General features: G+C 44.3%; 22 protein-coding genes. 7 read left to right on the top strand and 15 right to left on the bottom strand.

Annotation, left to right across the window (positions count from 1 at the left end; translation table 11 throughout):
- Positions 1 to 133 precede the first annotated feature (133 nt).
- Positions 134 to 1,648, bottom strand: a complete 1,515-nt coding sequence (gene lysS, locus FHW36_RS04315; protein ID WP_145662759.1) for a lysine--tRNA ligase — start codon at positions 1,646 to 1,648, stop codon at positions 134 to 136.
- Between the two features lie 290 nt (positions 1,649 to 1,938).
- On the opposite strand from lysS, the gene FHW36_RS04310 reads away from it, so the two are divergent.
- Positions 1,939 to 4,089, top strand: a complete 2,151-nt coding sequence (locus tag FHW36_RS04310) for a S9 family peptidase (protein WP_145662756.1) — start codon at positions 1,939 to 1,941, stop codon at positions 4,087 to 4,089.
- Positions 4,090 to 4,770: 681 nt separating this feature from the next.
- Here FHW36_RS04310 and FHW36_RS04305 read toward each other — a convergent pair.
- The 4 genes from FHW36_RS04305 to FHW36_RS04290 form a co-directional block, all read right to left on the bottom strand.
- Positions 4,771 to 5,109 carry a tRNA-binding protein gene (locus FHW36_RS04305; RefSeq protein ID WP_145662752.1) on the bottom strand — a complete coding sequence of 113 codons (339 nt, stop codon included), beginning with the start codon at positions 5,107 to 5,109 and terminating at the stop codon, positions 4,771 to 4,773.
- A gap of 269 nt (positions 5,110 to 5,378) precedes the next feature.
- Positions 5,379 to 5,927 (bottom strand): LPS export ABC transporter periplasmic protein LptC, encoded by a 549-nt coding sequence (gene lptC, locus FHW36_RS04300; protein WP_145662748.1) that lies wholly within the window; start codon positions 5,925 to 5,927, stop codon positions 5,379 to 5,381.
- A 122-nt stretch (positions 5,928 to 6,049) separates the two neighbouring features.
- Complete coding sequence (locus FHW36_RS04295; RefSeq protein WP_145662745.1) at positions 6,050 to 7,345, bottom strand: hypothetical protein; 1,296 nt, start codon at positions 7,343 to 7,345, stop codon at positions 6,050 to 6,052.
- A 168-nt stretch (positions 7,346 to 7,513) separates the two neighbouring features.
- Positions 7,514 to 8,149, bottom strand: a complete 636-nt coding sequence (locus FHW36_RS04290) for an LON peptidase substrate-binding domain-containing protein (RefSeq protein WP_145662743.1) — start codon at positions 8,147 to 8,149, stop codon at positions 7,514 to 7,516.
- A 247-nt stretch (positions 8,150 to 8,396) separates the two neighbouring features.
- Here FHW36_RS04290 and meaB point away from each other — a divergent pair, with 247 nt between their 5' ends.
- From meaB to FHW36_RS04275, 3 genes are all read left to right on the top strand, one after another.
- A complete protein-coding gene (gene meaB / locus FHW36_RS04285; RefSeq protein WP_145662738.1) occupies positions 8,397 to 9,299 on the top strand; it encodes a methylmalonyl Co-A mutase-associated GTPase MeaB in 903 nt (300 codons plus the stop codon).
- Between the two features lie 6 nt (positions 9,300 to 9,305).
- Entirely contained in the window at positions 9,306 to 9,971 is a 666-nt protein-coding gene (locus tag FHW36_RS04280; RefSeq protein ID WP_145662735.1) for a DNA alkylation repair protein, read from the top strand.
- 152 nt (positions 9,972 to 10,123) lie between these two features.
- Positions 10,124 to 10,450 carry a DMT family transporter gene (locus FHW36_RS04275; RefSeq protein ID WP_145662732.1) on the top strand — a complete coding sequence of 109 codons (327 nt, stop codon included), beginning with the start codon at positions 10,124 to 10,126 and terminating at the stop codon, positions 10,448 to 10,450.
- Here FHW36_RS04275 and FHW36_RS04270 read toward each other — a convergent pair.
- The gene (locus FHW36_RS04270) at positions 10,416 to 11,726 is read right to left on the bottom strand and encodes a chloride channel protein (RefSeq protein WP_145662729.1); all 1,311 of its coding nucleotides are present in this window, start codon (positions 11,724 to 11,726) and stop codon (positions 10,416 to 10,418) included. The two genes, FHW36_RS04275 and FHW36_RS04270, sit on opposite strands and share 35 nt — an antisense overlap.
- 174 nt (positions 11,727 to 11,900) lie before the next feature.
- Between FHW36_RS04270 and FHW36_RS04265 the strand changes: the two genes are divergently transcribed.
- From FHW36_RS04265 to FHW36_RS04255, 3 genes are all read left to right on the top strand, one after another.
- Positions 11,901 to 12,476, top strand: coding sequence for a protoglobin domain-containing protein (locus tag FHW36_RS04265; RefSeq protein ID WP_145662725.1), 576 nt, complete (start codon positions 11,901 to 11,903; stop codon positions 12,474 to 12,476).
- A gap of 24 nt (positions 12,477 to 12,500) precedes the next feature.
- On the top strand, positions 12,501 to 12,761 hold the full coding sequence (locus FHW36_RS04260; protein WP_145662722.1) for a DUF2024 family protein: 261 nt from the start codon (positions 12,501 to 12,503) through the stop codon (positions 12,759 to 12,761).
- A 98-nt stretch (positions 12,762 to 12,859) separates the two neighbouring features.
- On the top strand, positions 12,860 to 13,468 hold the full coding sequence (locus tag FHW36_RS04255) for a MarR family winged helix-turn-helix transcriptional regulator (RefSeq protein ID WP_145662717.1): 609 nt from the start codon (positions 12,860 to 12,862) through the stop codon (positions 13,466 to 13,468).
- A 6-nt stretch (positions 13,469 to 13,474) separates the two neighbouring features.
- Here FHW36_RS04255 and FHW36_RS04250 read toward each other — a convergent pair whose 3' ends face one another.
- The 9 genes from FHW36_RS04250 to FHW36_RS04210 form a co-directional block, all read right to left on the bottom strand.
- Entirely contained in the window at positions 13,475 to 13,954 is a 480-nt protein-coding gene (locus tag FHW36_RS04250; protein WP_145662714.1) for a GNAT family N-acetyltransferase, read from the bottom strand.
- A 22-nt stretch (positions 13,955 to 13,976) separates the two neighbouring features.
- Entirely contained in the window at positions 13,977 to 14,192 is a 216-nt protein-coding gene (locus tag FHW36_RS04245) for a hypothetical protein (RefSeq protein ID WP_145662711.1), read from the bottom strand.
- A gap of 62 nt (positions 14,193 to 14,254) precedes the next feature.
- Complete coding sequence (locus tag FHW36_RS04240) at positions 14,255 to 14,827, bottom strand: DUF420 domain-containing protein (protein WP_145662708.1); 573 nt, start codon at positions 14,825 to 14,827, stop codon at positions 14,255 to 14,257.
- A gap of 77 nt (positions 14,828 to 14,904) precedes the next feature.
- The gene (locus tag FHW36_RS04235) at positions 14,905 to 15,597 is read right to left on the bottom strand and encodes an SCO family protein (protein WP_168764773.1); all 693 of its coding nucleotides are present in this window, start codon (positions 15,595 to 15,597) and stop codon (positions 14,905 to 14,907) included.
- A 52-nt stretch (positions 15,598 to 15,649) separates the two neighbouring features.
- A complete protein-coding gene (locus tag FHW36_RS04230; protein ID WP_145662701.1) occupies positions 15,650 to 16,057 on the bottom strand; it encodes a cytochrome C oxidase subunit IV family protein in 408 nt (135 codons plus the stop codon).
- A 62-nt stretch (positions 16,058 to 16,119) separates the two neighbouring features.
- Entirely contained in the window at positions 16,120 to 16,794 is a 675-nt protein-coding gene (locus tag FHW36_RS04225) for a cytochrome c oxidase subunit 3 (protein ID WP_145662698.1), read from the bottom strand.
- 27 nt (positions 16,795 to 16,821) lie between these two features.
- Positions 16,822 to 17,403, bottom strand: a complete 582-nt coding sequence (locus tag FHW36_RS04220; protein ID WP_246121064.1) for a cytochrome c oxidase subunit 3 — start codon at positions 17,401 to 17,403, stop codon at positions 16,822 to 16,824.
- Between the two features lies 1 nt (position 17,404).
- Positions 17,405 to 18,280 (bottom strand): heme o synthase, encoded by an 876-nt coding sequence (cyoE, locus tag FHW36_RS04215; RefSeq protein WP_246121063.1) that lies wholly within the window; start codon positions 18,278 to 18,280, stop codon positions 17,405 to 17,407.
- 138 nt (positions 18,281 to 18,418) lie between these two features.
- Positions 18,419 to 20,230 carry a cytochrome c oxidase subunit I gene (locus FHW36_RS04210; protein WP_145662695.1) on the bottom strand — a complete coding sequence of 604 codons (1,812 nt, stop codon included), beginning with the start codon at positions 20,228 to 20,230 and terminating at the stop codon, positions 18,419 to 18,421.
- Positions 20,231 to 20,305: the final 75 nt, after the last annotated feature.

Here is a 20,305-nt window from a genome sequence, read left to right as displayed (position 1 = left end):
TAATGCCAGAAAGAGGAGAAAGCCGAAAGGCATAAAGCGAAAAGCTATTGTGGAGAATGATCTTAGCGAATATTTAAATCGCTTTGGTCATTCTCCACAATAGCTTTTCGCTTTATGCCTTCAGCTTTCTGCTTTATTTTTGTTGTTCCGGCTTCATTTGCGGGAAGAAGAGCACATCCTGGATAGACGGCTGATTGGTCATCAGCATGGTTAAACGGTCGATACCTATACCGATACCGGAAGTAGGCGGCATACCGTATTCCAGGGCACGCAGGAAGTCGTAGTCGATGTACATGGCCTCATCGTCGCCACGTTCCATCAGTTTTACCTGTTCTTCGAAGCGCTCGCGCTGATCAATAGGATCGTTTAGCTCACTATACGCGTTAGCGATTTCCTTTCCGTTCACCATTAGCTCAAAACGTTCAACCAGACCGGGTTTGCTACGGTGTTTCTTGGTGAGCGGGCTCATTTCTACCGGATAATCGGTGATGAAGGTAGGCTGGATGTAGTTGCCTTCACATTTTTCTCCAAAAATCTCATCGATCAGTTTGGCCTTACCCAGTTTAGGATCTACGTGAATGCCCAGTTGCTTGCACACTTCGCGGAGTTGTTCTTCTTCCATTGTGGAAATATCGATACCTGTATGTTCCAGGATGGATTCATACATAGATACGCGACGGAACGGCGCTTTGAAGTCGATTGTTTTGTCGCCTACCTGTACGGTGGTGGTACCATGTAAGGTGAGGGCAACTTTTTCCAGCAGGGACTCCGTAGTACGCATCATCCACTCGTAGTCTTTGTACGCGGCGTACATTTCCATTACGGTAAATTCAGGGTTATGGGTACGGTCCATCCCTTCATTACGGAAGTCTTTTGCAAATTCGTATACGCCTTCAAAACCACCTACGATCAGGCGTTTGAGGTATAATTCGTTGGCAATACGCAGGTATAATGGCATATCCAGCGCATTGTGGTGCGTAATAAACGGACGCGCGGTAGCGCCACCCGGAATGGGCTGCAGAATCGGCGTTTCTACTTCCAGGTAACCCAGGTTGTTATAGAAATCGCGGATGGTTTGCATGATTTTGGTGCGTTTGATGAACACCTCTTTCACTTCCGGGTTGATAACCAGGTCGGCATAACGCTGACGGTACCTAAATTCCGGGTCGGTTACTTCATCAAATACTTCTCCTTCTCTCGCTTTTACCACAGGTAGCGGGCGCAGAGATTTAGCCAGGATCGTGAGTTCTGTGGCGTGTACAGATGTTTCACCTGTTTTGGTAATAAAGGCATATCCTTTAATACCTATAAAATCGCTGATATCCAGCAGTTTCTTAAATACAATGTCGTACAGCGTTTTGTCTTCACCTGGGCAAATATCATCTCTGCGGATATACACCTGGATACGGCCTACGCTATCCTGGATAACGGCAAATGCCGCCTTCCCCATATCACGAACGCTCATGATACGGCCAGCCAGGCATACCTGCTGGAATTGTTCTTTTGTTTCTTCCGAATAATTGGTTTTTATATTAACGGAAGTATCATTAACCGGGTACTCCGCTGCAGGGTAGGGGTCTATACCTAAATTATGCAGCTCCTGTAATTTTTCCCGGCGTATAATCTCTTGCTCAGATAATTGTGTCATGTAGTAAGTTGTAATTGCCAATTGGAGTGCAAAAATAATAAAAAGGGCTGTAAGACTACAGCCCTCTTATTTTTTGACCATATCCTATGAAAACCAATTTAAAGATAGCCGCTTCTACTGCTATTTACAGCCGGATTTACCAGATGCGGGGAATTCCTTCATATCTGGTCGTATTTGGCGAATGGCTGGTTTTCCGGAGGTCCGTTTGTATAAATTGTTACGGCTATTTTTGAGTTATGCTTATTTTCGTTCGCTAAGAGCAACAAAAAACAGCCTGATTTCTATTTATTATGAGAAGCGAACAATGGTTTAAACCAACCTTCATTGGCGGTGTAGCGCTCCTGCTGCTGGCCACCTCCCATTTGGATGCACAACAAAAGCCGGATCTTACTTTCGAAGAGGCATTTAAAGGTAAAGCCACCCATATCAGCAAGCCCCTGCCGGCTATCCGGGAGTGGGTAGATGGTGACCATTACCTGGAAATGCGTCCCGACACGGCTACCGGCCGTATGCAGGCCTGGCAGATAGATGCCCGTAGCGGCAATGCCACCATCTATACAGCGCCTGTAGATGGCCCTAGCGTGGAAGTACGCGATAAAGATGTATTCTATAAAGCCGCTGATGGTAATAGTACGCGTTTAACCAACGATGCAGCCGAAGAGAAGAACCCTACCTTATCTCCGGACGGAAAATATGTGGCGTTTACCCGTAACAACGACTTATACAGTATAGAAATAGCTACCAAAAAGGAAACCCGTTATACCACCGACGGATCTGATGTGGTCTATAATGGTTGGGCATCCTGGGTATATTATGAAGAAATTCTGGGTCGCCCCACCCGCTACCGGGCGTTCTGGTGGAGCCCCGACAGCCGGCAGATTGCCTATATGCATTTCAACGACAGCAAAGTACCTGTATTCCCGATCTATAGCGAAAAAGGCCAGCATGGCTACCTCGAAAATACCCGCTATCCCAAAGCAGGTGATCCGAACCCGGCTGTGAAAGTAGGCGTAGTACCGGTTTCCGGTGGCGCCACCATTTGGGCCGATTTCAACGAAAATGATGATCAATACTTCGGTATGCCTTTTTGGACCGATGATAGCCAGCAACTCTGCATGCAATGGATGAACCGCGGCCAGGATAACCTGAAAATATATAGCATCAATCCAAAGAACGGCGCCAAAAAAGAAATCTACGATGAAAAGCAAAAAACCTGGATCGACTGGTTTGACGCAGTGCCTTTCGTACAAAATGGCAAAAGTTTCCTGATCCAAAGCGATAAAACCGGTTGGTCGCACCTCTATCTCTATAACCTGGACGGCTCTCTGAAAAAACAACTTACTTCCGGTAACTGGACAGTGAAGGATGTGGTAGAGATAGACGATAAAAACCAGGTGATCTACTTCACCGCACGCAAAGAGGCCTCCACCCGCTTTGATCTGTATAAGGTAAGTATGAAAACCGCAGCCATCACCCGTCTCACCCACGGCGATTATAATAACAGTATCAAGATGGCGCCCGGTGGTAAATATTTTATCACTACTTATTCCAACCTGCAAACGCCTTCAAAAATGGCATTGGTAGATAATAATGGCAAGGTAATACGTGAGCTGGGCGACAGTAAGGGAGAGGGCTTTGACAACTATAACCTGGCCAAAACTGAATTAAAAACTTACAAAACCCGTGACGGGCTTACCTTACCGCTCACTATTACCATGCCGGTACATATGGAGCCTGGTAAAAAATACCCGATCCTGATCAGTATTTATGGCGGTCCTAATGCAGGTACCGTATATGACACCTGGAAGTTTACCCCGGTGCAGCAATGGTGGGCACAGGAAGGTGTAATACAGGTAGCGATCGACAACCGTAGCAGCGGACAATTGGGTAAAATGGGCATGAACTATATCCACCGTAAACTGGGTATACATGAGATTGAAGACTATATGGATGCCGCTATGTGGCTGCGTTCCCAGCCATGGGCCGACGGTAGCAAAATATGCATGACTGGTGGCAGCTTTGGCGGTTATATGACCTGTATGGCCCTCACCTATGGAGCGGACGTGTTTACGCATGGCATGGCTAATTTTGCGGTAACTGACTGGCAACTATACGACAGTCATTATACTGAGCGCTACATGGACACTCCTGCCGAAAACCCTGAAGGATACAAAGCCACAGGCGTAACAGCCTATGCTGATAAATACAAGGGGCTCATTCGTATTACCCACGGTACCATGGATGATAACGTACATCTGCAGAATTGTATCCAGCTGGTGGACAAGCTGGAAAACCTGAACAAACATTTTGAGCTGATGGTATATCCCGGCGAGCGTCATGGATGGGGTGGACTGAAAAGTGTACATTCCGCCGGCGAATCTTATCGCTTTATATACAATAACCTCCTGAGCAAAGCCTACCCGGCCCAATTCCAGCAGTGATTTATTGGTAATAGCCAATAACGGCTTGGCATACAGAATACGCTTGTATCTGTATATCAAGCCGTTATCTATTTTATGATGTTAAATGATCTTGAAAAGTAAGTGGAGGTTGGCTAAAAAGTGGGAGTTCCTAAAAAAGAAACAGGGCTGCAAGACTACAGCCCCGAAAAATTTTAACCATATCTTTATTGAAAAACCTATACCAAAGGTGACCGTTTTTCGCGACACTGCAGTGAGCATTCTAGTGAACGGTATATTTTATCCGGTAAACGCAAGAAAAAGGAGGGTGAACGTAAGGGAGTAAAAAATACTTCATGATAACTTAATATGCGTCATTTTTCCCTAATAAATTGACTATCAACTCAAATAGGTATCTACACAAATATTTGGCTTAAAAGTGCCCTGGAGGAGAGAAGGAATAAAAAAAGGGCTGGTAAGAATACCGCCCTTGTAATAATTTTAACCATATCCTATGAAAAACCTAGAACAAAGATATACCGGGGAAATTTGTCTTAGGTTTCATTTCCGTGAACGATGAATTATTGTTCGTAAACAGATGATAATGGATAATGTGCTGTCATATTATTTTAATAATAATATTATTATTATTTAGAATTAGAATTATAAAATATTTATTATATATTATTAATCAATCATAAAATGATAAATACCGAAAACCCATTAGGCAATTCGTTGACCATTCTTTACATTCTTATCTGGTTGAAGTAAGACCACTTCCTTATTACTGCCTACCACTCCCAACACCAGGCATTCAGATATAAAATTGGCGATTTGCTTGGGAGGGAAGTTCACAACAGCTACTATCTGCATTCCGACCAGGTCTTCTTTCTGGTAAAGTGCGGTAATTTGTGCGGAGGACTTTTTCAGGCCCAGTTCAGGTCCAAAATCGATCAGTAACTGGTAGGCAGGGTTACGTGCCTTGGGAAAATCCTTTGCTTCGAGAATGGTGCCTACTCTTATTTCTACTTTTTCAAAATCCGGCCAGGTAATCGTTTCCATCTTTTATTCAATTGTTTTGGCAATATAGCAAACCCTATCGGGACCCGCAACCTCAATACTTTGTGTCTGTGGAAAAAAATAAACTGACTTTATTTAACAAACAGCGGGATTTAAATGTTATGAACGGAAAAAACTAACCTGCTTTATATAGCAAACTGGCATAATTATTGACTTTTTACCACAAATTTTAGGTTAAAAAATAGGTTAAAGCGAAAGAACCCCACCTGCAGAGGTGGGGTTCTTTCGTATAGTAACTTCCGTTAGGCAGATTAGTTTAGGGCCGTACTATCCTCTACGGTAATAGGACCACTTACCTTTAATATCTTCTTTTCAGTGAAATCTTCGTTGGCTTCGAGTCCCCAGCCATGAAGGGAGTCGGTAGGTGTAGTAATAAACACTTCCTTGGTAGAATAGAAGATCTTCCGTTTGGGGTCCCAGTTTAATTCATTGGTATTCAGTTTTTCCCCTTTTTTATTGATGACTACTACACTGTCTGTCAGGTACACATTTCCCTCTGCTTCCAGGTACTTCCCTTTTTTGGCAGAAAGGGTACTTTCTATGCCGAGGCTATCGTTGTACATCAATACCCGCAAACCATTATTGAAAGCCACATAAGAGGGTTTATCGAGGCTGCGTTCCATGGTGGGCGCCAGGAGCTTTGCGTTCACTTTCCCTCCCTGACTGAAGATGGTAACAATATCGACCCCGTTTTCGGTAGCCGCTTTCTTGGAATCGAACTCCATTACCGTTTTCAGGTCGTTCTCACAACTACTAACGGCAACGGCTATTATAAGAAATAAGCAAACTCTTTTAATCATCTGAGCATATAATAGGTCAAAGATAGCTATTCGCAGCTATTGGCAGAAATGCGGCGGAGATATAAGCGTAGTTTATATTAAAACTTTGCCTATATCTCCGCCACGATTGATGAATAAAGACTTTATTCGTATTTACGTTTGATAAACCATTTATCACTAAGGGTAAAGCCTAATGATATCCGGTAAGTATTTTCCTTTAGCACGGTTTGGTTGTTACCACGGTGAGCCACTTCAAAAGCCAGGTTGAGCATACTGTACTGATTGGAGTAAGGCATGCGGCGTACTGGCAGCCCGGCACCTACGGTGAATCCCATCATTGGCATATTCTGGCCAGCCAGCTTCAGGTAATCCTGGCCGTAGTAGGCACCTAAGCGATAAGCTACCCGGTTCCAATAACCGCTGAGCGCAGTTGCATTTGGTACAAATTGTCCGCCTATAGCCAATTTCCAGGCATTCTGCAATGCAGAATCCTTTACTTCAAAGCTCTTAAAGTTCTGCCATTGGTTGGATGTATAATCCACACCCACTGACCATTTATCGTATTTGCGGATCATGATACCGCCACCAAATTCTTCCGGGTAAACCACCTTACCTCTGTTGCCCTTTACGTAGCTTACAGTATCCTGGTTGGTATAGTTACCGGCGCCATTCGACATCAGCGTTTCATTCAGCGCTTCCTGGCGGGCATTCATATTTTGTTTCATGCTACCAGTAACGCCAAAGGTCATGTCCATTTCTTTATTCAGCTTAGCCCTGTATTGCAAACCCAGCTTATAAAAGAAGCTATTGTAAGTAATACGGGTCATTTTATGGGAAGGGTAGGTGTTAGGGTCCGGGAAGAATAAACGGGTGTTGTTTTCTACGTTCCCGAAAAGATAGCCCAGGTTTACGCCAATGCTAAAATCACCTACACGAACGCCGGTACCGGCATAGAGCTGATAAAGGCCACCACTGCCTTCATATTTGTTGGTAAGTGGCCATTTGGTAGTATCGCCGAAATTGCTGTTAAAGCCTTGCTGAATATTGTAAGATACCCTGGTGACCGGGCGCAGGCCCAGGTTGAGGCCCCATCTGTTTCTTACCAACGGAATACCCAACTGCAAGTAAGAGAGTGTACCAAACCCGGAACTAAACTTAGCTCCCTGATCAGTAATAGATTTTGCACCACCTTCAATACCAACATCAAAAGTGGTTAATACCAGGCTGTAATAACTAGCCGGGTTCACGAAGTTTACTGCCTGAGGATCATTGTAAGCTTGAGAAACACCTCCCATACCACGATTTACGGTATTCTGGTTGTTATTCAAATCTCCTAATCCGTAGCGGGAATATGGTGAGTTCTCTTGTGCGCTAACTTTATTTGCCACCAGGAAAAAGGTGCCCAGCAAGCAAAGAATACTGACTTTTGTCCAATGCATTGAGTTACAGAATTGAGTTTAAGCCCTTATCCCTGTCAAATATGGGTCTGCAAATATCTACTTTTTAAGGCGGGAAGCAAAAAAAACCAAAAATCGACCTGTTAAATACACGTTAAAGTTGGCGTAAAAAAGGCGTAAAAAGCCCTACAGATAGTCATATTAAAAATTTTATAAATTATCTGTAGATAAATTCCTGAAGTGTCCATTCAGTAGCACCCGCTCCTTGAGGCGTTCCATTTCAGCCATCATAGGAATTACTTTGTGCAGATGGCGCTTCAGGTACTCCAAACGCTGCGCTTCATAAAAAAGATGCAATAATTCATATTCTTCATCCAGCGACAGTCCGGCATGGTGCGCCAGATCATACGATAGAAGCGCCGTATCTTCCTTTTTAAAGGATTTGTGGATTTGCAGGATTGCATGTAATTCCCGTACGCCATGCAACACCTCTTTCAATAAGCGCAGATGACTACCCTCATTATTATCCGGATAATTGACGATGGCGCCGGTATACAGCTTATCCGGTATTTCGGTTACCTGCTCCAAGATCCGGAAAACCCGGTCACCCACAGTTACAATGTCCATTTCACCGGTGTCATACATTTTCTCTACTTTCTTTATCTGCACCAGGGTTCCATATTCCATTATTTTCTTATTTATCACCACCGGGATGCCGAATGGCTTCTGCTCAGCAATGCAGGCAGCCACCAGCTGTTTGTACCGCGGTTCAAAAACATGCAGATTCAACTGTTCTCCCGGGTACACTACTACTCCAAGCGGAAATATGGAAATGAAATTTGTCATATCAGATTAGCCGTATTTTGCTAAAGTTAAAAAATCATCCGGCAACTACCCAGCCAAAACACAGAAGCGTAGGACTGTAACCTTATATTAAATAAAAGGGATACCTTTATAGTTAACATTATTATGTTTTAGTAAACGTACTGACTCATACATACCATAATAATACGTAACCGCTGTACACAGCGCTTCTCCATAGAGAACCGGGAGAGAAAAATTACGTGAATATTTACTACTATAAAGTTTGGGCATGTACCAATCGTTAATAGATGGCCTGGCTGATAAAAACATTAAATCACTGGCCCGTTGCATTTCGCTGGTTGAAAACGAAGCTGCTGGCTATGAACGGCTGCTGGAACAGCTCCCGGTAAACAACCATACAAAAGTGGTAGGAATTACCGGTCCTCCCGGAGCGGGAAAGAGCACCCTCGTTAATGCGCTGATCACCCAGTTGCTGGAACAGGAAAAAAGCGTAGCCATCATTGCAGTAGACCCGTCTTCCCCTTTTAATTTTGGCGCGCTGCTGGGCGACCGGATAAGAATGAGTCAACATTTCAATGATCCCCGCGTATACATCCGCTCTATGGCCAGCAGGGGAGCGCTGGGCGGATTAAGTCCCAAGATCATTGAAGTAAGCGACCTGATTAAAGCGGCTGCCTTCGATTATCTTTTCATTGAAACAGTAGGCGTTGGACAAAGCGAAGTAGAAATTGCCGGCGTAGCAGATACCACCGTGGTAGTAGTAGTGCCCGAAGCCGGTGATGAAATACAAACTATGAAAGCAGGCTTAATGGAGATAGCCGATATATTTATTGTTAATAAAGCCGACCGCGACAATGCGGATATCTTTGTAAAAAACCTGCGCTTGCTGGCACACAGCAAGTATCACGGTAACTGGGAAATCCCGGTGATCAAGTCGGTAGCTACCCAACAGGAAGGTATACACGACATTATACAGGCCATCGAACAACATCATGAGCAGGTATCTCACCAACAACAAAGACATACACTGTTACTGGCAGAAAAAGCATATCAACTGATACAGCACCGCCGTATGAAGGATATCTCCAAACAAATGCTCCAGCAAGAGATACAACAACTGGCGCAGGAAAAAACGTTTAACCTGTACCGTTATATATCTACCAAAAGCTAACCACGCATGTCCTATCTTTCCCTGATTACGCAAACTTATAGCACCGCTGCCAATACCAATAATGCGGTGGCTATGAAAGCCTATATGAGGGATCAGTTTGCATTCCTGGGTATTAAAACCCCCGAGCGCCGTCAGCTCAATAAAGCACTCGTTGTACAGCATGGGCTTCCAGACATCAATGATATGCCAGGGCTTATAAAAGTGCTGTGGGAGCTACCCGAGCGGGAATACCAATATGCAGCGATCGACTTCCTGCAACTAATGCACAAGACATGGACCCTCGATTACCTTCAGCTAATTGAATACATGATTACCCATAAGTCTTGGTGGGATACGGTAGATGGCACTGTATCCTTTGTAGCGGGCCCCTGGCTCAGAAAATTTCCTTCACAACAACCTGCCGTTACCGATAAATGGATTGCCAGTAACAATATGTGGCTGCAACGGGCCGCTATTATTTTCCAGAACGGTTACAAGCAACATACCAACGAAAAGTTATTATACCGGTACATTAAAACACAGCTTCATTCCAAAGAATTCTTTATCCAGAAAGCCATAGGATGGGCGTTGCGGGAATATTCCAAAACAAACCCGGAGCGTGTACGCACCTTTGTGAATAGTAACGCGTTAGCTCCACTGAGCAGGCGGGAAGCGCTCAGGAGAATAGAATAAATAATTTTTGCTACCTTTGCCGCATGCGTTTTACTTCATTCGGTATATCTCTCACTTACGCAGTGTTTAATTACGGTCTCTGATCCACAGAGAACGGGCGTTTCATGCCCTCCCTTTTTTAATCTGTTTTCTTACTTTTTAAATTCAGTGTTATGCCTTGGTTATTCCTTGTCATTGGTGGACTGTTTGAAATAGGCTTTACTATTTCATTAAAGTATTCTGAGAATTTTTCAAGGCTATGGCCTTCTCTCAGTTTTGCAGTATGTATTTCTTTAAGCTTTTTCTTTTTGAATAAGGCGATCAACGGAGGACTTCCAATAGGCACCTCTTATGCAGTGTGGACGGGTATTGGCGCTGCCGGCACTGCTATTGCCGGGATGATATTTTTTAAAGAACCAGCGGCAGTATGGCGGCTATTTTTTCTCGCCTTGTTAATTGGTTCTATCATCGGTTTAAAGTTTGTATCGGGTCATGACTAACTGATACCTCATCAGCGCGAAGCAATGCTTTGCGCTGTTTTTTTCCGTATGTTGTTATCCCATAGGCAATGATGCAGGCTATCAATACAGGCATAGCCGTATTCATATCGTGGGTGGCTTCCAACAACAATATCACCGTTGTAAATAATGCCCGTGAAGTACCTACCATCATAGCCCCCATGCCTACCAATACCAATGTACCAGAGTGTATTACTACAGATGGAAATAATAATTGGATAACCACGCCCAACAACAACCCGGTGGCGCCACCAATCAGTAACAGGGGCATAATGCCACTCCCTGTTTTATAAGCGCTGGAAAAGAAAATCCATACCAATAATTTTCCTGTTGCCAATGCGAATAATATTGCCAGTGTAACGTGTGCCTGCAACAGGTCATCCAGATAATACTCCCCCGTACCTAATACCCTGGGAAAAAAATACCCGGTTAGCGCCACCAACAACACAGGTATCAATAAATACCAACGATTATTATCAGTTATCTTTCCTAACCAATTATACAACAGTCGATATATTTTTAAAACAACCCTGCCCCAGCCGCCAACAATCAGACCTACCACTGCGTATACCAATATTGCCGGCAAATTTGTTACCGGCGCGGCGTTGACGGTAAATACCGGCGCATTGCCGCGTAGCAGGTAGCTGCCTGCAGCGGTAGTAGCGGCAGCCAACACTATGGGAATGATGCCCGCCAGGCTGTATTCTGCTAAAAATATTTCCAATGCAAGTATGATGGATGCTATCGGTGCACCAAACAAATAACCGAAAGCGCTGGTAATACCCACTATTAATAACAGCTGCGATTCAGTTGCCGTACAGCGGAACAGCTTCCCCAGCCAACTGCCTATGGCGCCATTTAGTATCATTGCCGGGCTTTCGATGCCCAGCGGCCCCCCCATTCCAATAGCCAATGTAAGTCCGATGGCTTTTAGGAAAGCATTGATTTGTTTTGAGAGCATCGTTAGCAGCAGCGCACCAACAACCGGTACCAATATGATCAAAATACCCAGCTCACTGTCTTGTGCGCCAGCTTCCATTTGGGACAAACTTCCATAAAATGCCAGGGAGGTAATGGCCTGGATGGTTATTGTAATGCTTTTGGCTGCTGCTATGCCAGTAGCGGCTACCAATATGGCTATAGCGGATAACCGGGGTATCCTGGAGCGTGTAATCGCTCCTGCAGGCGTTGACAATACAGGAAAGTCCGGGGTTATGTGAAGTCCCTTTTTATTAATGCGATGAAAGATATTAATCATGCGGTGTTTTATAGTCCTTATGTTCAAAGCTATATTGTTCGCGCTACAATCACAAATAAATTTTTATTAATATATACTATTAATGAACTACAAAAGATATATAATATTTTTTTAGTTAGGTAACCTTATTATATTTGTAAGAACTATTCCTCATGAAAATCTAAATCACTATTTATGGATGACGCGCTGCGGCACAATCCGGCAGACTCCGGCTCTCCCTCCTCGCCGGATGCACAAACCCTGGTCAGTTTAAAAAGGATGTTGCTCTTCACGCATGAGGATGAAGAATACCTGCTGATGGCAGGCAATATTTTACTGGGGCATACAGAGGAGATATTAGATGCCTGGTACGATCACATACTGAGGAATAACTACCTGGCGCATTACTTTACGAAAAATGGCGCGCCTGATACGGATTACCTGCAACGTTTACGGCCACATTTCCGGCAATGGATTATAGATTTATGCAGCCGGGAAGAAGGGAGTGACTGGTGGCAGCTGGAAGAGCGCATTGTAGCGCAATTACATCCGGGCCCGGGAATAGATCCTGTAAATGAGTTGCCTTCCATCTACCTGCGTTATTTATCTACGTTTATCTACCCGGTAGCGGAGGCGGGACGGCCTTTCTTAGGTGATAGCAGGTATCCGCCCCAAACCACTGCGCGTATGCAGCAAGCCTGGTTTAAAGCCATTTGTTTCAGTGTATTACTATGGATATATCCTTCCACCAACCGGTTTATCTATGAGTGATCATTCCCCCTTAAATCAGTTGTTATGAAAGTTGCTGTTTTCGACACCTATGTAAAGAAAAAAGATGGGGGCTATCTTCATTTCGACATCATAGTTGACAAGTCTACTTGCTTCGAGGATGTTTTAGTGTATGGAAATACCTATTTGCGATCAAGAAAGGGCGAAACCTTATCTGTTTCGCATAAGGACTGTCGCTTTTGCCATCTTGCCGAGATCATTCCCCAATGGCAGGAACATATCTCACAGCGGGGTTATTACATACATGAGCTGGAAGGATGCCACTAAAAAAAGACGAATAATCAGGAATGTCACTAATATGCTATTTCCCGCCATACATTAATATTGTACCTTGCCTCATTAACTATTAAGGACAGCAAGAAAATATGGGGAAAGTTTCCACATTCAGCCCCGCACAGCAGGCAGAAAACACATCTAGTAAAGTAGTGGCCTCCCTGGAGCGATTATCAGAGGCCTTCCGCGTACTGTTATGGCAGGAGGCTACACAGTATGGGCTTAGTCCCATACAGATTCAGGTACTTACTTTTTTACTGCACTATCCAGAGGAGCAGCGTACCGTTACAACTTTGGCATCGCACTTTAACATGACCAAAGCCACTATCAGTGATGCAGTGAAATCTTTAGAGCAAAAGAACTACCTGACCCGTAAAGCAAGTCTCACCGACACCCGTAGTCACACTTTACACCTGGTAAAGGAAGGCAGGGCGGTAGCCAAAAAAGTAGAACTGTTTGCGGCACCATTACAGGAAACAGTAGAGCAGCTGTCTTCCAAAGACCAAAGCACATTGCTGGAGCAGCTGATGCAGCTGATTTACCAGCTTAACCAACAGGAAGTGATTTCTTCACAGCCTATGTGTTTTAATTGCCAGCATTATGCCGAGAAAAAGGGGCATTACTGCAATCTGTTGAAAATATCCTTAAACCATGGTGGTTTGCGGGTAGATTGTCCGGTGTTTGAACTTCGGGAAGAGTAGTTGTTACTATTGTACAACTGGTATTTGCAACTGGCAGGTCATTTCATTATCTCCGGCCACGAAGCCAAGCTGTTCGTATAACAAACGTCCGTCTTTGCTGGTATGCAGACTTACCTTACCAGTATTACGTTTCCGGGCTTCTTCGAGAATTTTCTCAAGCAGGTATTTTGCAATGCCTTTCCGTCGAAAAGGGGGAAGCGTATAAACATTCAAAATGTAGGCAACTTTGCCTTCAAGGTTGTGGTACAGTGGCGGCTGATTATAAAAAATAATGCCGGCGCTGGCCACTACCTTGCCCTCAGCTTCTGCAATCCAGTTTACAAAGCTATCTGCACCGAGATGTTCGGTGAGGTAAATATTAAGATGTGCAGTGAGTGTATGATCCTGAGCGGAATCGGCTTTAGGGTATACTTCTTTCAGAAACTTCAGCCGCAATGTAATCAGCTGCGGGATATCGTTTATATCCGCCTTTCTGTAGGTAATCATAGTTGTTAAGGGTTATACTTTATCAGGCTTCCTTATTACTTTTCCACCACCTGAAAGCCAGGAAACCAATAATCATCAGGGGAGTTAAAGCCAACATTAAAATACCGTTGTTCAGGCCTTTAGCAGGACCTTCGCCCAGCTGCTGCGCTGTTTTAGTGCAAAGTGAACACTGCGCCATTACTGACCCACTCATCATCATCAAAACACTTATCAACAAAAACAAACCTGCCTTTTTCATAGTACTTATCGTTTGATGCTACAAAATTAGGGCATCCCGTTTAAAAAATCTCCTTAATTATATTAGTGGTAATAAGGAGAAATCATAATGTATACAATCACGCCGGTTACAGCCACATAAAACCAAAGCGGCCAGGTAATACGGGCAATTTTACGATGGCGGGGAATATCGTTCTGGAATCCGCGCAGCAGCGTAAAAAGCACCAATGGCACGATAATACCAGCCAGCAGGATATGCGTGAGCAACAAGAAATAGTAAAAGTAGCGGATACCTCCGATGGCAGCTTTCTCTGCCGCATCCAGCACGCCATTATGATCTATATCTCCGAAGCGGGTTTCAGGCGCCAGGGCATGATAGGTAACATATGACAACAGGAAAATGGCGGACAACGCCACTGCGATCAGGTTGGCTGTTTTATGCGCTTTTACATATTTGTTTTTGATAAAGTAAAGGCTGGCCAGCAACAATACAGCAGTAGCAGTATTGAGAATAGCATGGAACAAGGGCAGAATCCGGATATCGAATCCAGGATGCAGGTCCGGCTTGGGTAAAACGAACAATAACGCTACCAGCACCGGGATGACAATGGAAACGATCGTAATGGGCGTATTGAGGTTTTTGTTTTTTAGTTCCATATCTTTTAAAATATATAAGGGTGAATAAAGAAAGGTGAACACCCTTTCCTTATTCACCCTTCACTCAAAATCATCAATTATTTTTCTCCGGAGAATAACTTCTTAAGGAAAGCTATAAATCCTGGCCGGTGTCTTTCCTTTGCCAGGTGGAGAATGGCGATATCGCCAGCCACCTTTTTAATTGCATTGGAATCCAAACCATTATAGTATCCCCTGATATTTCCGTTTTTATCAATCAGCACCAGCTTTTCGGTGTGTATGAAATCATCCGGGCCGCCATCTCCTTTTGTTACCGAAACAAAAAAGTCGTTTCTGGCCAGGTCATAGATTTCTTTTTTACTACCGGTAAGCAACCACCAGTTATCGGGATTTACCTGGTAATCATATGCGTACTTACGCAGTTTGTCTACCGTATCCCTTTCCGGATCTACTGAGAAGGAGAGGATCTGGAGTAAAGAATCATTCTTTACATAGGCTCCCTGGATCTTCTTCAGGTTTTTGGTAAGCGTAGGACAGATACTTGGGCAGGAGGTAAAGAAGAAATCAACTAATAATACTTTTCCTTCCATGTCTTTGAGACTCACCTGTTGGCCAAGTTGGTTCGTGAGGTGAAAGTCCCTGATCTTATGAAAAACGGTGTCGTAGGAGACTTTACCATTTTCGTGGATCGTATCTATTCTTTCGGGTATATAGTATCCTGGTACTGGCACCACATTTTTTCCATAGTGATCTACGATGAGATAACCCAAAAGCGGCACCAGAATAGCCAATGAAACTCCTAATATAGCCCTGCGAGAAATGGTCCTTGAATTTATAAATGAATTAAACGTGTCCTGGCTTTACAGCTGGTCCTATCTTCGGTGTTTCTACGGGTGTACCTGGTTTCAGATCTTTCCGCATGTTCTTCCAGGAGTCGCCTTCATACAGGAATGCGATGATAAACCAGATGAACAGTAACAGCGGTATTAAGATCGTCATGATCAGGTTTTTGATTTCATGACCGAGGTGCATAAATTCCGCTACGATATAGAAAGCTTTCACTATGGTAAGGCCGATGAATATTGCATTCAGCACTACTCTTGGGAGGAAGCCATATTCCAGGTGTAAAAATGCAAGACCTACTTCCACTAAGGTGATACACAACAGGATCCAGAACGTTCTCCAGATAGATTTAGTAGACGAATCAACATGTGCAGTTTCGTGTCCTGCTGCAGTGTGTGTATGCTCCATTACTATTTAAATTAAATAAATGCTAAAAATCAGATTCCAAATAATCAATAACCTATCTTGTCTTAGAGCAGGTAGAAGCAGGTGAATACGAATACCCAAACCAGATCTACAAAGTGCCAGTACAGTCCTACTTTTTCCACCATTTCGTAATGGCCTCTCTGATCGTAGGTACCTTTCAGTACGTTAGCGAGGATTACGATATTGAGGATAACGCCGGAAGTAACGTGTAATCCGTGGAATCCTGTGATGGTAAAGAAGAAGTTGGTGAAGTTGGTAGAAGCCTGTGTACCGTCTGCATTGAGGAAAGGATTACGCCCCCACCATGCACCTTCGTGGAACAGGTGTGTCCATTCCCATGCCTGGCAGCTCAGGAAGGCGAAACCACCAATGATAGTCAGGAGCAACCATTTAGCTACTGCTTTCCTATCTCTCATGTGACCAGCGTGTACCGCCAGTACCATGGTTACAGAACTCATGATGAGAATGAAGGTCATTAAGCTCACAAACATCAGCGGCAATTCGGCATGGCCCATGCCAGGAAATGATTTGAACACTTCATTCGGATCAGGCCAGGATGGGCTGGAAAACCGGATGGTACCATATGCTATCAATAATGCGCCGAATGTGAACGCATCTGACATCAGGAAGTACCACATCATCAACTTGCCATAGCTCACATTAAAGGGAGAATATCCTCCGGCCCACCATTTTTTCTTCGCTGTAACTGCTGTATCCATTGTTAGTTTTATAAAATTTTACAAAGTTTATCTGGCGATACTTAAAAAAATTAACAGGTAAATCCACAATATATCCACGAAATGCCAGTAGGTAGCGGCTACTTCAATGGGTACTGCGCTGTAGGTGCGTATGCGGGTTCTGTAAGCCCGGCCAAACATAATGAGCAGTGCAATTACACCACCCAGTACGTGCAGCATATGTACGCCTACGATAACGTAAATAAATGAGGCAGAAACTGGCCCGTTGAGGGGAAGTCCCATTGCCTTCAACTGAGAAAATCCAATCCATTGGCAAACAGCAAACACCACACCCAGTATAGCGGTCAGCGTAATTAACTGTTTATAGCGTTGCATATTCCTTTCTTTGAATTGTTTCAAAGCCAGGTGAATGGTCAGGCTGCTTGTTAAAATCACTGCTGTGGATATCCAGAAAATATGTGGCAGTTCAAATGCCAGCCAATTTGCCTGGGATCTTTTAACAATGTAAGCACTGGTAAACCCGATAAACATCATAGTGATGCTCCCCATAGCAATCCATAGGGAATATTTATGCGGATGTATTTTCTTACGTTGTTCTAATGTCATAGTATCCATCACTCCTCTTTTCATTTTAAGCTTTGTCCAGTAGCTGCGCCAGCTGAACAATAGTCAGATAAATATAAGATCCGAACATCAGCTTGCGTGCTGCCGGCACATCATTCTTTCTGTACAGGTTGATTGCCCTGTAGAGGAAGAACACACCAGCGAGAATAGCCACTATCGCAGAGATACTGCCTGTGATTTTCAGGAGGTAAGGCGCTACACCGGCGGGAATCAACAACAGCGTGTACATGGCTGCCTGTAAGGCGGTATACTTGTTGGGTTCGCCACTACCGGGCAACATTTTAAAGCCTGCCCTCGCGTAATCTTTGTATGCAATCCAGGCGATAGCCCAGAAATGCGGGAACTGCCACAAAAACTGGATGGCAAATAAAGACCAACCACCTAAACTCAGGTCATTAGCCCCTGCTGCCCAACCAATTAATAAAGGCATGGCGCCGGGAAATGCGCCTATCAGCACCGCCAATGAGTTCCATTTTTTCCAGGGGGTGTATAGAAAAGCATACATCACCAGGGAAACCAGGCTCAGCAGGGCAGAAAGGAGGTTAAAGCAGTATCCCATTACAAAGATACCAGCCAACCCGGTTACAGTAGCCAATATCACCGCCTCGCTAACGTTCATCCGCCCGGAAGGCAGGGGACGTACAGCAGTACGGGCCATCAGTTTATCTGTTTCCCTTTCCCATATCTGGTTAATGGTATTGGCTGATCCGGAAACCAGCAAACCACCAGCGAATAATAAAAGAACTTTTACTAAGTTAAACTCCACGCCCGGCACCAGCAGATAGCCTACTACCGACGAAAATACCACCATAAAGGTGAGATTAAACTTCATCAGCTGAGAGTAATCTTTCACCTTGCTAGCTACCGCATATGATGACGACAATTTTATGGAGTTTTCTTGCAACATTTTTTTTCTAGCCACATTCCGGGTTTAAGTCCGGAGCAAATTTACAAACATCACTGTGAACAAAATCCCGGGAGGAAGATTTTTCGCCTTCCTACCGGAATTCTAACAATTATATTAGTGTACTTCTTCGTTAGGACCGATAGGCTCTGTTTGTGGAATGAAATCTCTTCCATCCTTGCTATAGTCATAAGCCCAACGATATACCTCAGGAATTTCGCCAGGCCAGTTGCCGTGACCAGCATGGATTGGTGTAGTCCATTCCAGGGAAGTTGCATGCCATGGATTTAAGGTAGTCATCTTTCTGCCTTTGAAGATGCTGTAGAAGAAGTTGAATACGAACAACAGCTGCACAGCAAACACCAGGATTACCACGATGGTAATGAATTCGTTCAGCCCACCGAACTGTTTGAAGGAAGCCCAGTTAGATACATCATAGTATCTTCTTGGCATCCCCGCCATACCTTCATAGTGCATTGGCCAGAAGATCAGGTAAGCGCCTACCATAGTTACCCAGAAGTGGATATAACCAATGGTGGAGTTCATGAAACGGCCATACAATTTAGGGAACCAGTGGTAGATACCTGCGAACATACCAAAGAATGCAGACACCCCCATTACAATGTGGAAGTGAGCAATCACAAACATGGTATCGTGCAGGTGAATATCGATAGAAGAGTTACCTAACCAGATACCTGTTAAACCACCGGAGATGAAAGTGCTCACGAAACCGATAGAGAATAGGGAAGCAGGTGTAAAGTTGATATTACCCTTCCAGATAGTAGTGATCCAGTTAAATACCTTGATAGCAGACGGTACCGCGATCAATAAGGTTAAGAGTACGAAGAATGCGCCCAGGAACGGATTCAAACCTGTTACGAACATATGGTGTGCCCAAACCAGGAAGGCCAGGATACAGATAGCGAACAGGGAGCCGATCATCGCCAGGTAACCGAAGATAGGTTTGCGGGAACTAACCGCCAATACTTCAGATACCATACCCATAGCAGGGAGGATGATGATATATACCTCAGGGTGACCTAAGAACCAGAATAAGTGTTGATAGAGGATAGCGCTACCACCTTCGTTAGCTAAAGCTTTACCAGCGATGAAGATATCAGACAGGTAGAAGCTGGTACCTGCGTGACGATCCATCAGCAGCAGGATAAAGCCTGACAGCAATACAGGGAAGGACAGTACACCCAGGATAGCAGTAAAGAAGAATGACCAGATGGTTAATGGCATTTTAGTCATGGCCATACCTTTGGTACGCATATTCAGGATAGTGGAGATGTAGTTCAAACCGCCGAGCAACTGAGAAACAACAAACAGTGCCATACTGGTCAACCACAGATCCACACCTATTTTAGAACCGATAGAAGCGTCGCCCAAAGCACTCAATGGCGGATACATTGTCCAACCTCCGGAAGCAGGACCTGTTTGAACGAACAGGGATGCCATCATTACCAGGCTGGCCAGGAAGAAAAACCAATAGCTCAGGCAGTTCATGAAAGGAGAGGCCATATCACGTGCGCCTACCTGCAAAGGAATCAACAGGTTAGAGAAGGTACCGCTCAAACCGGCAGTTAATACAAAGAATACCAGGATGGTACCATGCATGGTTACCAGTGCATAGTAAGCTTCCGCTGTAATGCGGCCACCTTTAGCCCAATGACCCAGGATGCTTTCCAGCCATGGGAAAGTTGCATCGGGAAAACCAAGTTGCAAACGGAACAGAACAGAGAAGAAAGCACCAATGATAGCCCAAACGATACCAGTAATCAGGAATTGTTTGGCGATCATTTTGTGATCCATGCTGAACACATATTTCGAAATGAAACTGTCTTCATGGTGGTGCTCATGATCATGATGATCATGCGCTCCGTGCATTACCTCCTGTTGACTGTGCAATGTTGCTTCGTTACTCATAATCGGTTCGATTTATTATAAACTAACGCCCGGGAAGTATCGTCGTTTGTCAGTTTGTCTTTATTGTTTTTAATT

Source organism: Chitinophaga polysaccharea, assembly GCF_007829335.1.
Taxonomy (GTDB): domain Bacteria; phylum Bacteroidota; class Bacteroidia; order Chitinophagales; family Chitinophagaceae; genus Chitinophaga; species Chitinophaga polysaccharea_B.
Note: the sequence above shows the minus strand (reverse complement) of the source record. Positions and strands in the feature narration are given on the sequence as shown.

Excerpts from the sequence above, each read along its gene's own strand:
- FHW36_RS04210 (WP_145662695.1), bottom strand. The coding sequence starts at position 20,230 with ATGAGTAACGAAGCAACATTGCACAGTCAACAGGAGGTAATGCACGGA.
- FHW36_RS04270 (WP_145662729.1), bottom strand. The coding sequence starts at position 11,726 with ATGATTAATATCTTTCATCGCATTAATAAAAAGGGACTTCACATAACC.
- FHW36_RS04240 (WP_145662708.1), bottom strand. The coding sequence starts at position 14,827 with ATGGAACTAAAAAACAAAAACCTCAATACGCCCATTACGATCGTTTCC.
- FHW36_RS04280 (WP_145662735.1), top strand. The coding sequence starts at position 9,306 with ATGTCCTATCTTTCCCTGATTACGCAAACTTATAGCACCGCTGCCAAT.
- FHW36_RS04250 (WP_145662714.1), bottom strand. The coding sequence starts at position 13,954 with ATGATTACCTACAGAAAGGCGGATATAAACGATATCCCGCAGCTGATT.
- FHW36_RS04225 (WP_145662698.1), bottom strand. The coding sequence starts at position 16,794 with ATGGATACAGCAGTTACAGCGAAGAAAAAATGGTGGGCCGGAGGATAT.
- FHW36_RS04290 (WP_145662743.1), bottom strand. The coding sequence starts at position 8,149 with ATGACAAATTTCATTTCCATATTTCCGCTTGGAGTAGTAGTGTACCCG.
- FHW36_RS04220 (WP_246121064.1), bottom strand. The coding sequence starts at position 17,403 with ATGAAAAGAGGAGTGATGGATACTATGACATTAGAACAACGTAAGAAA.
- FHW36_RS04275 (WP_145662732.1), top strand. The coding sequence starts at position 10,124 with ATGCCTTGGTTATTCCTTGTCATTGGTGGACTGTTTGAAATAGGCTTT.
- FHW36_RS04265 (WP_145662725.1), top strand. The coding sequence starts at position 11,901 with ATGGATGACGCGCTGCGGCACAATCCGGCAGACTCCGGCTCTCCCTCC.
- FHW36_RS04260 (WP_145662722.1), top strand. The coding sequence starts at position 12,501 with ATGAAAGTTGCTGTTTTCGACACCTATGTAAAGAAAAAAGATGGGGGC.
- FHW36_RS04295 (WP_145662745.1), bottom strand. The coding sequence starts at position 7,345 with ATGCATTGGACAAAAGTCAGTATTCTTTGCTTGCTGGGCACCTTTTTC.
- FHW36_RS04255 (WP_145662717.1), top strand. The coding sequence starts at position 12,860 with ATGGGGAAAGTTTCCACATTCAGCCCCGCACAGCAGGCAGAAAACACA.
- lysS (WP_145662759.1), bottom strand. The coding sequence starts at position 1,648 with ATGACACAATTATCTGAGCAAGAGATTATACGCCGGGAAAAATTACAG.
- meaB (WP_145662738.1), top strand. The coding sequence starts at position 8,397 with ATGTACCAATCGTTAATAGATGGCCTGGCTGATAAAAACATTAAATCA.
- FHW36_RS04230 (WP_145662701.1), bottom strand. The coding sequence starts at position 16,057 with ATGGAGCATACACACACTGCAGCAGGACACGAAACTGCACATGTTGAT.
- FHW36_RS04310 (WP_145662756.1), top strand. The coding sequence starts at position 1,939 with ATGAGAAGCGAACAATGGTTTAAACCAACCTTCATTGGCGGTGTAGCG.
- FHW36_RS04245 (WP_145662711.1), bottom strand. The coding sequence starts at position 14,192 with ATGAAAAAGGCAGGTTTGTTTTTGTTGATAAGTGTTTTGATGATGATG.
- lptC (WP_145662748.1), bottom strand. The coding sequence starts at position 5,927 with ATGATTAAAAGAGTTTGCTTATTTCTTATAATAGCCGTTGCCGTTAGT.
- FHW36_RS04305 (WP_145662752.1), bottom strand. The coding sequence starts at position 5,109 with ATGGAAACGATTACCTGGCCGGATTTTGAAAAAGTAGAAATAAGAGTA.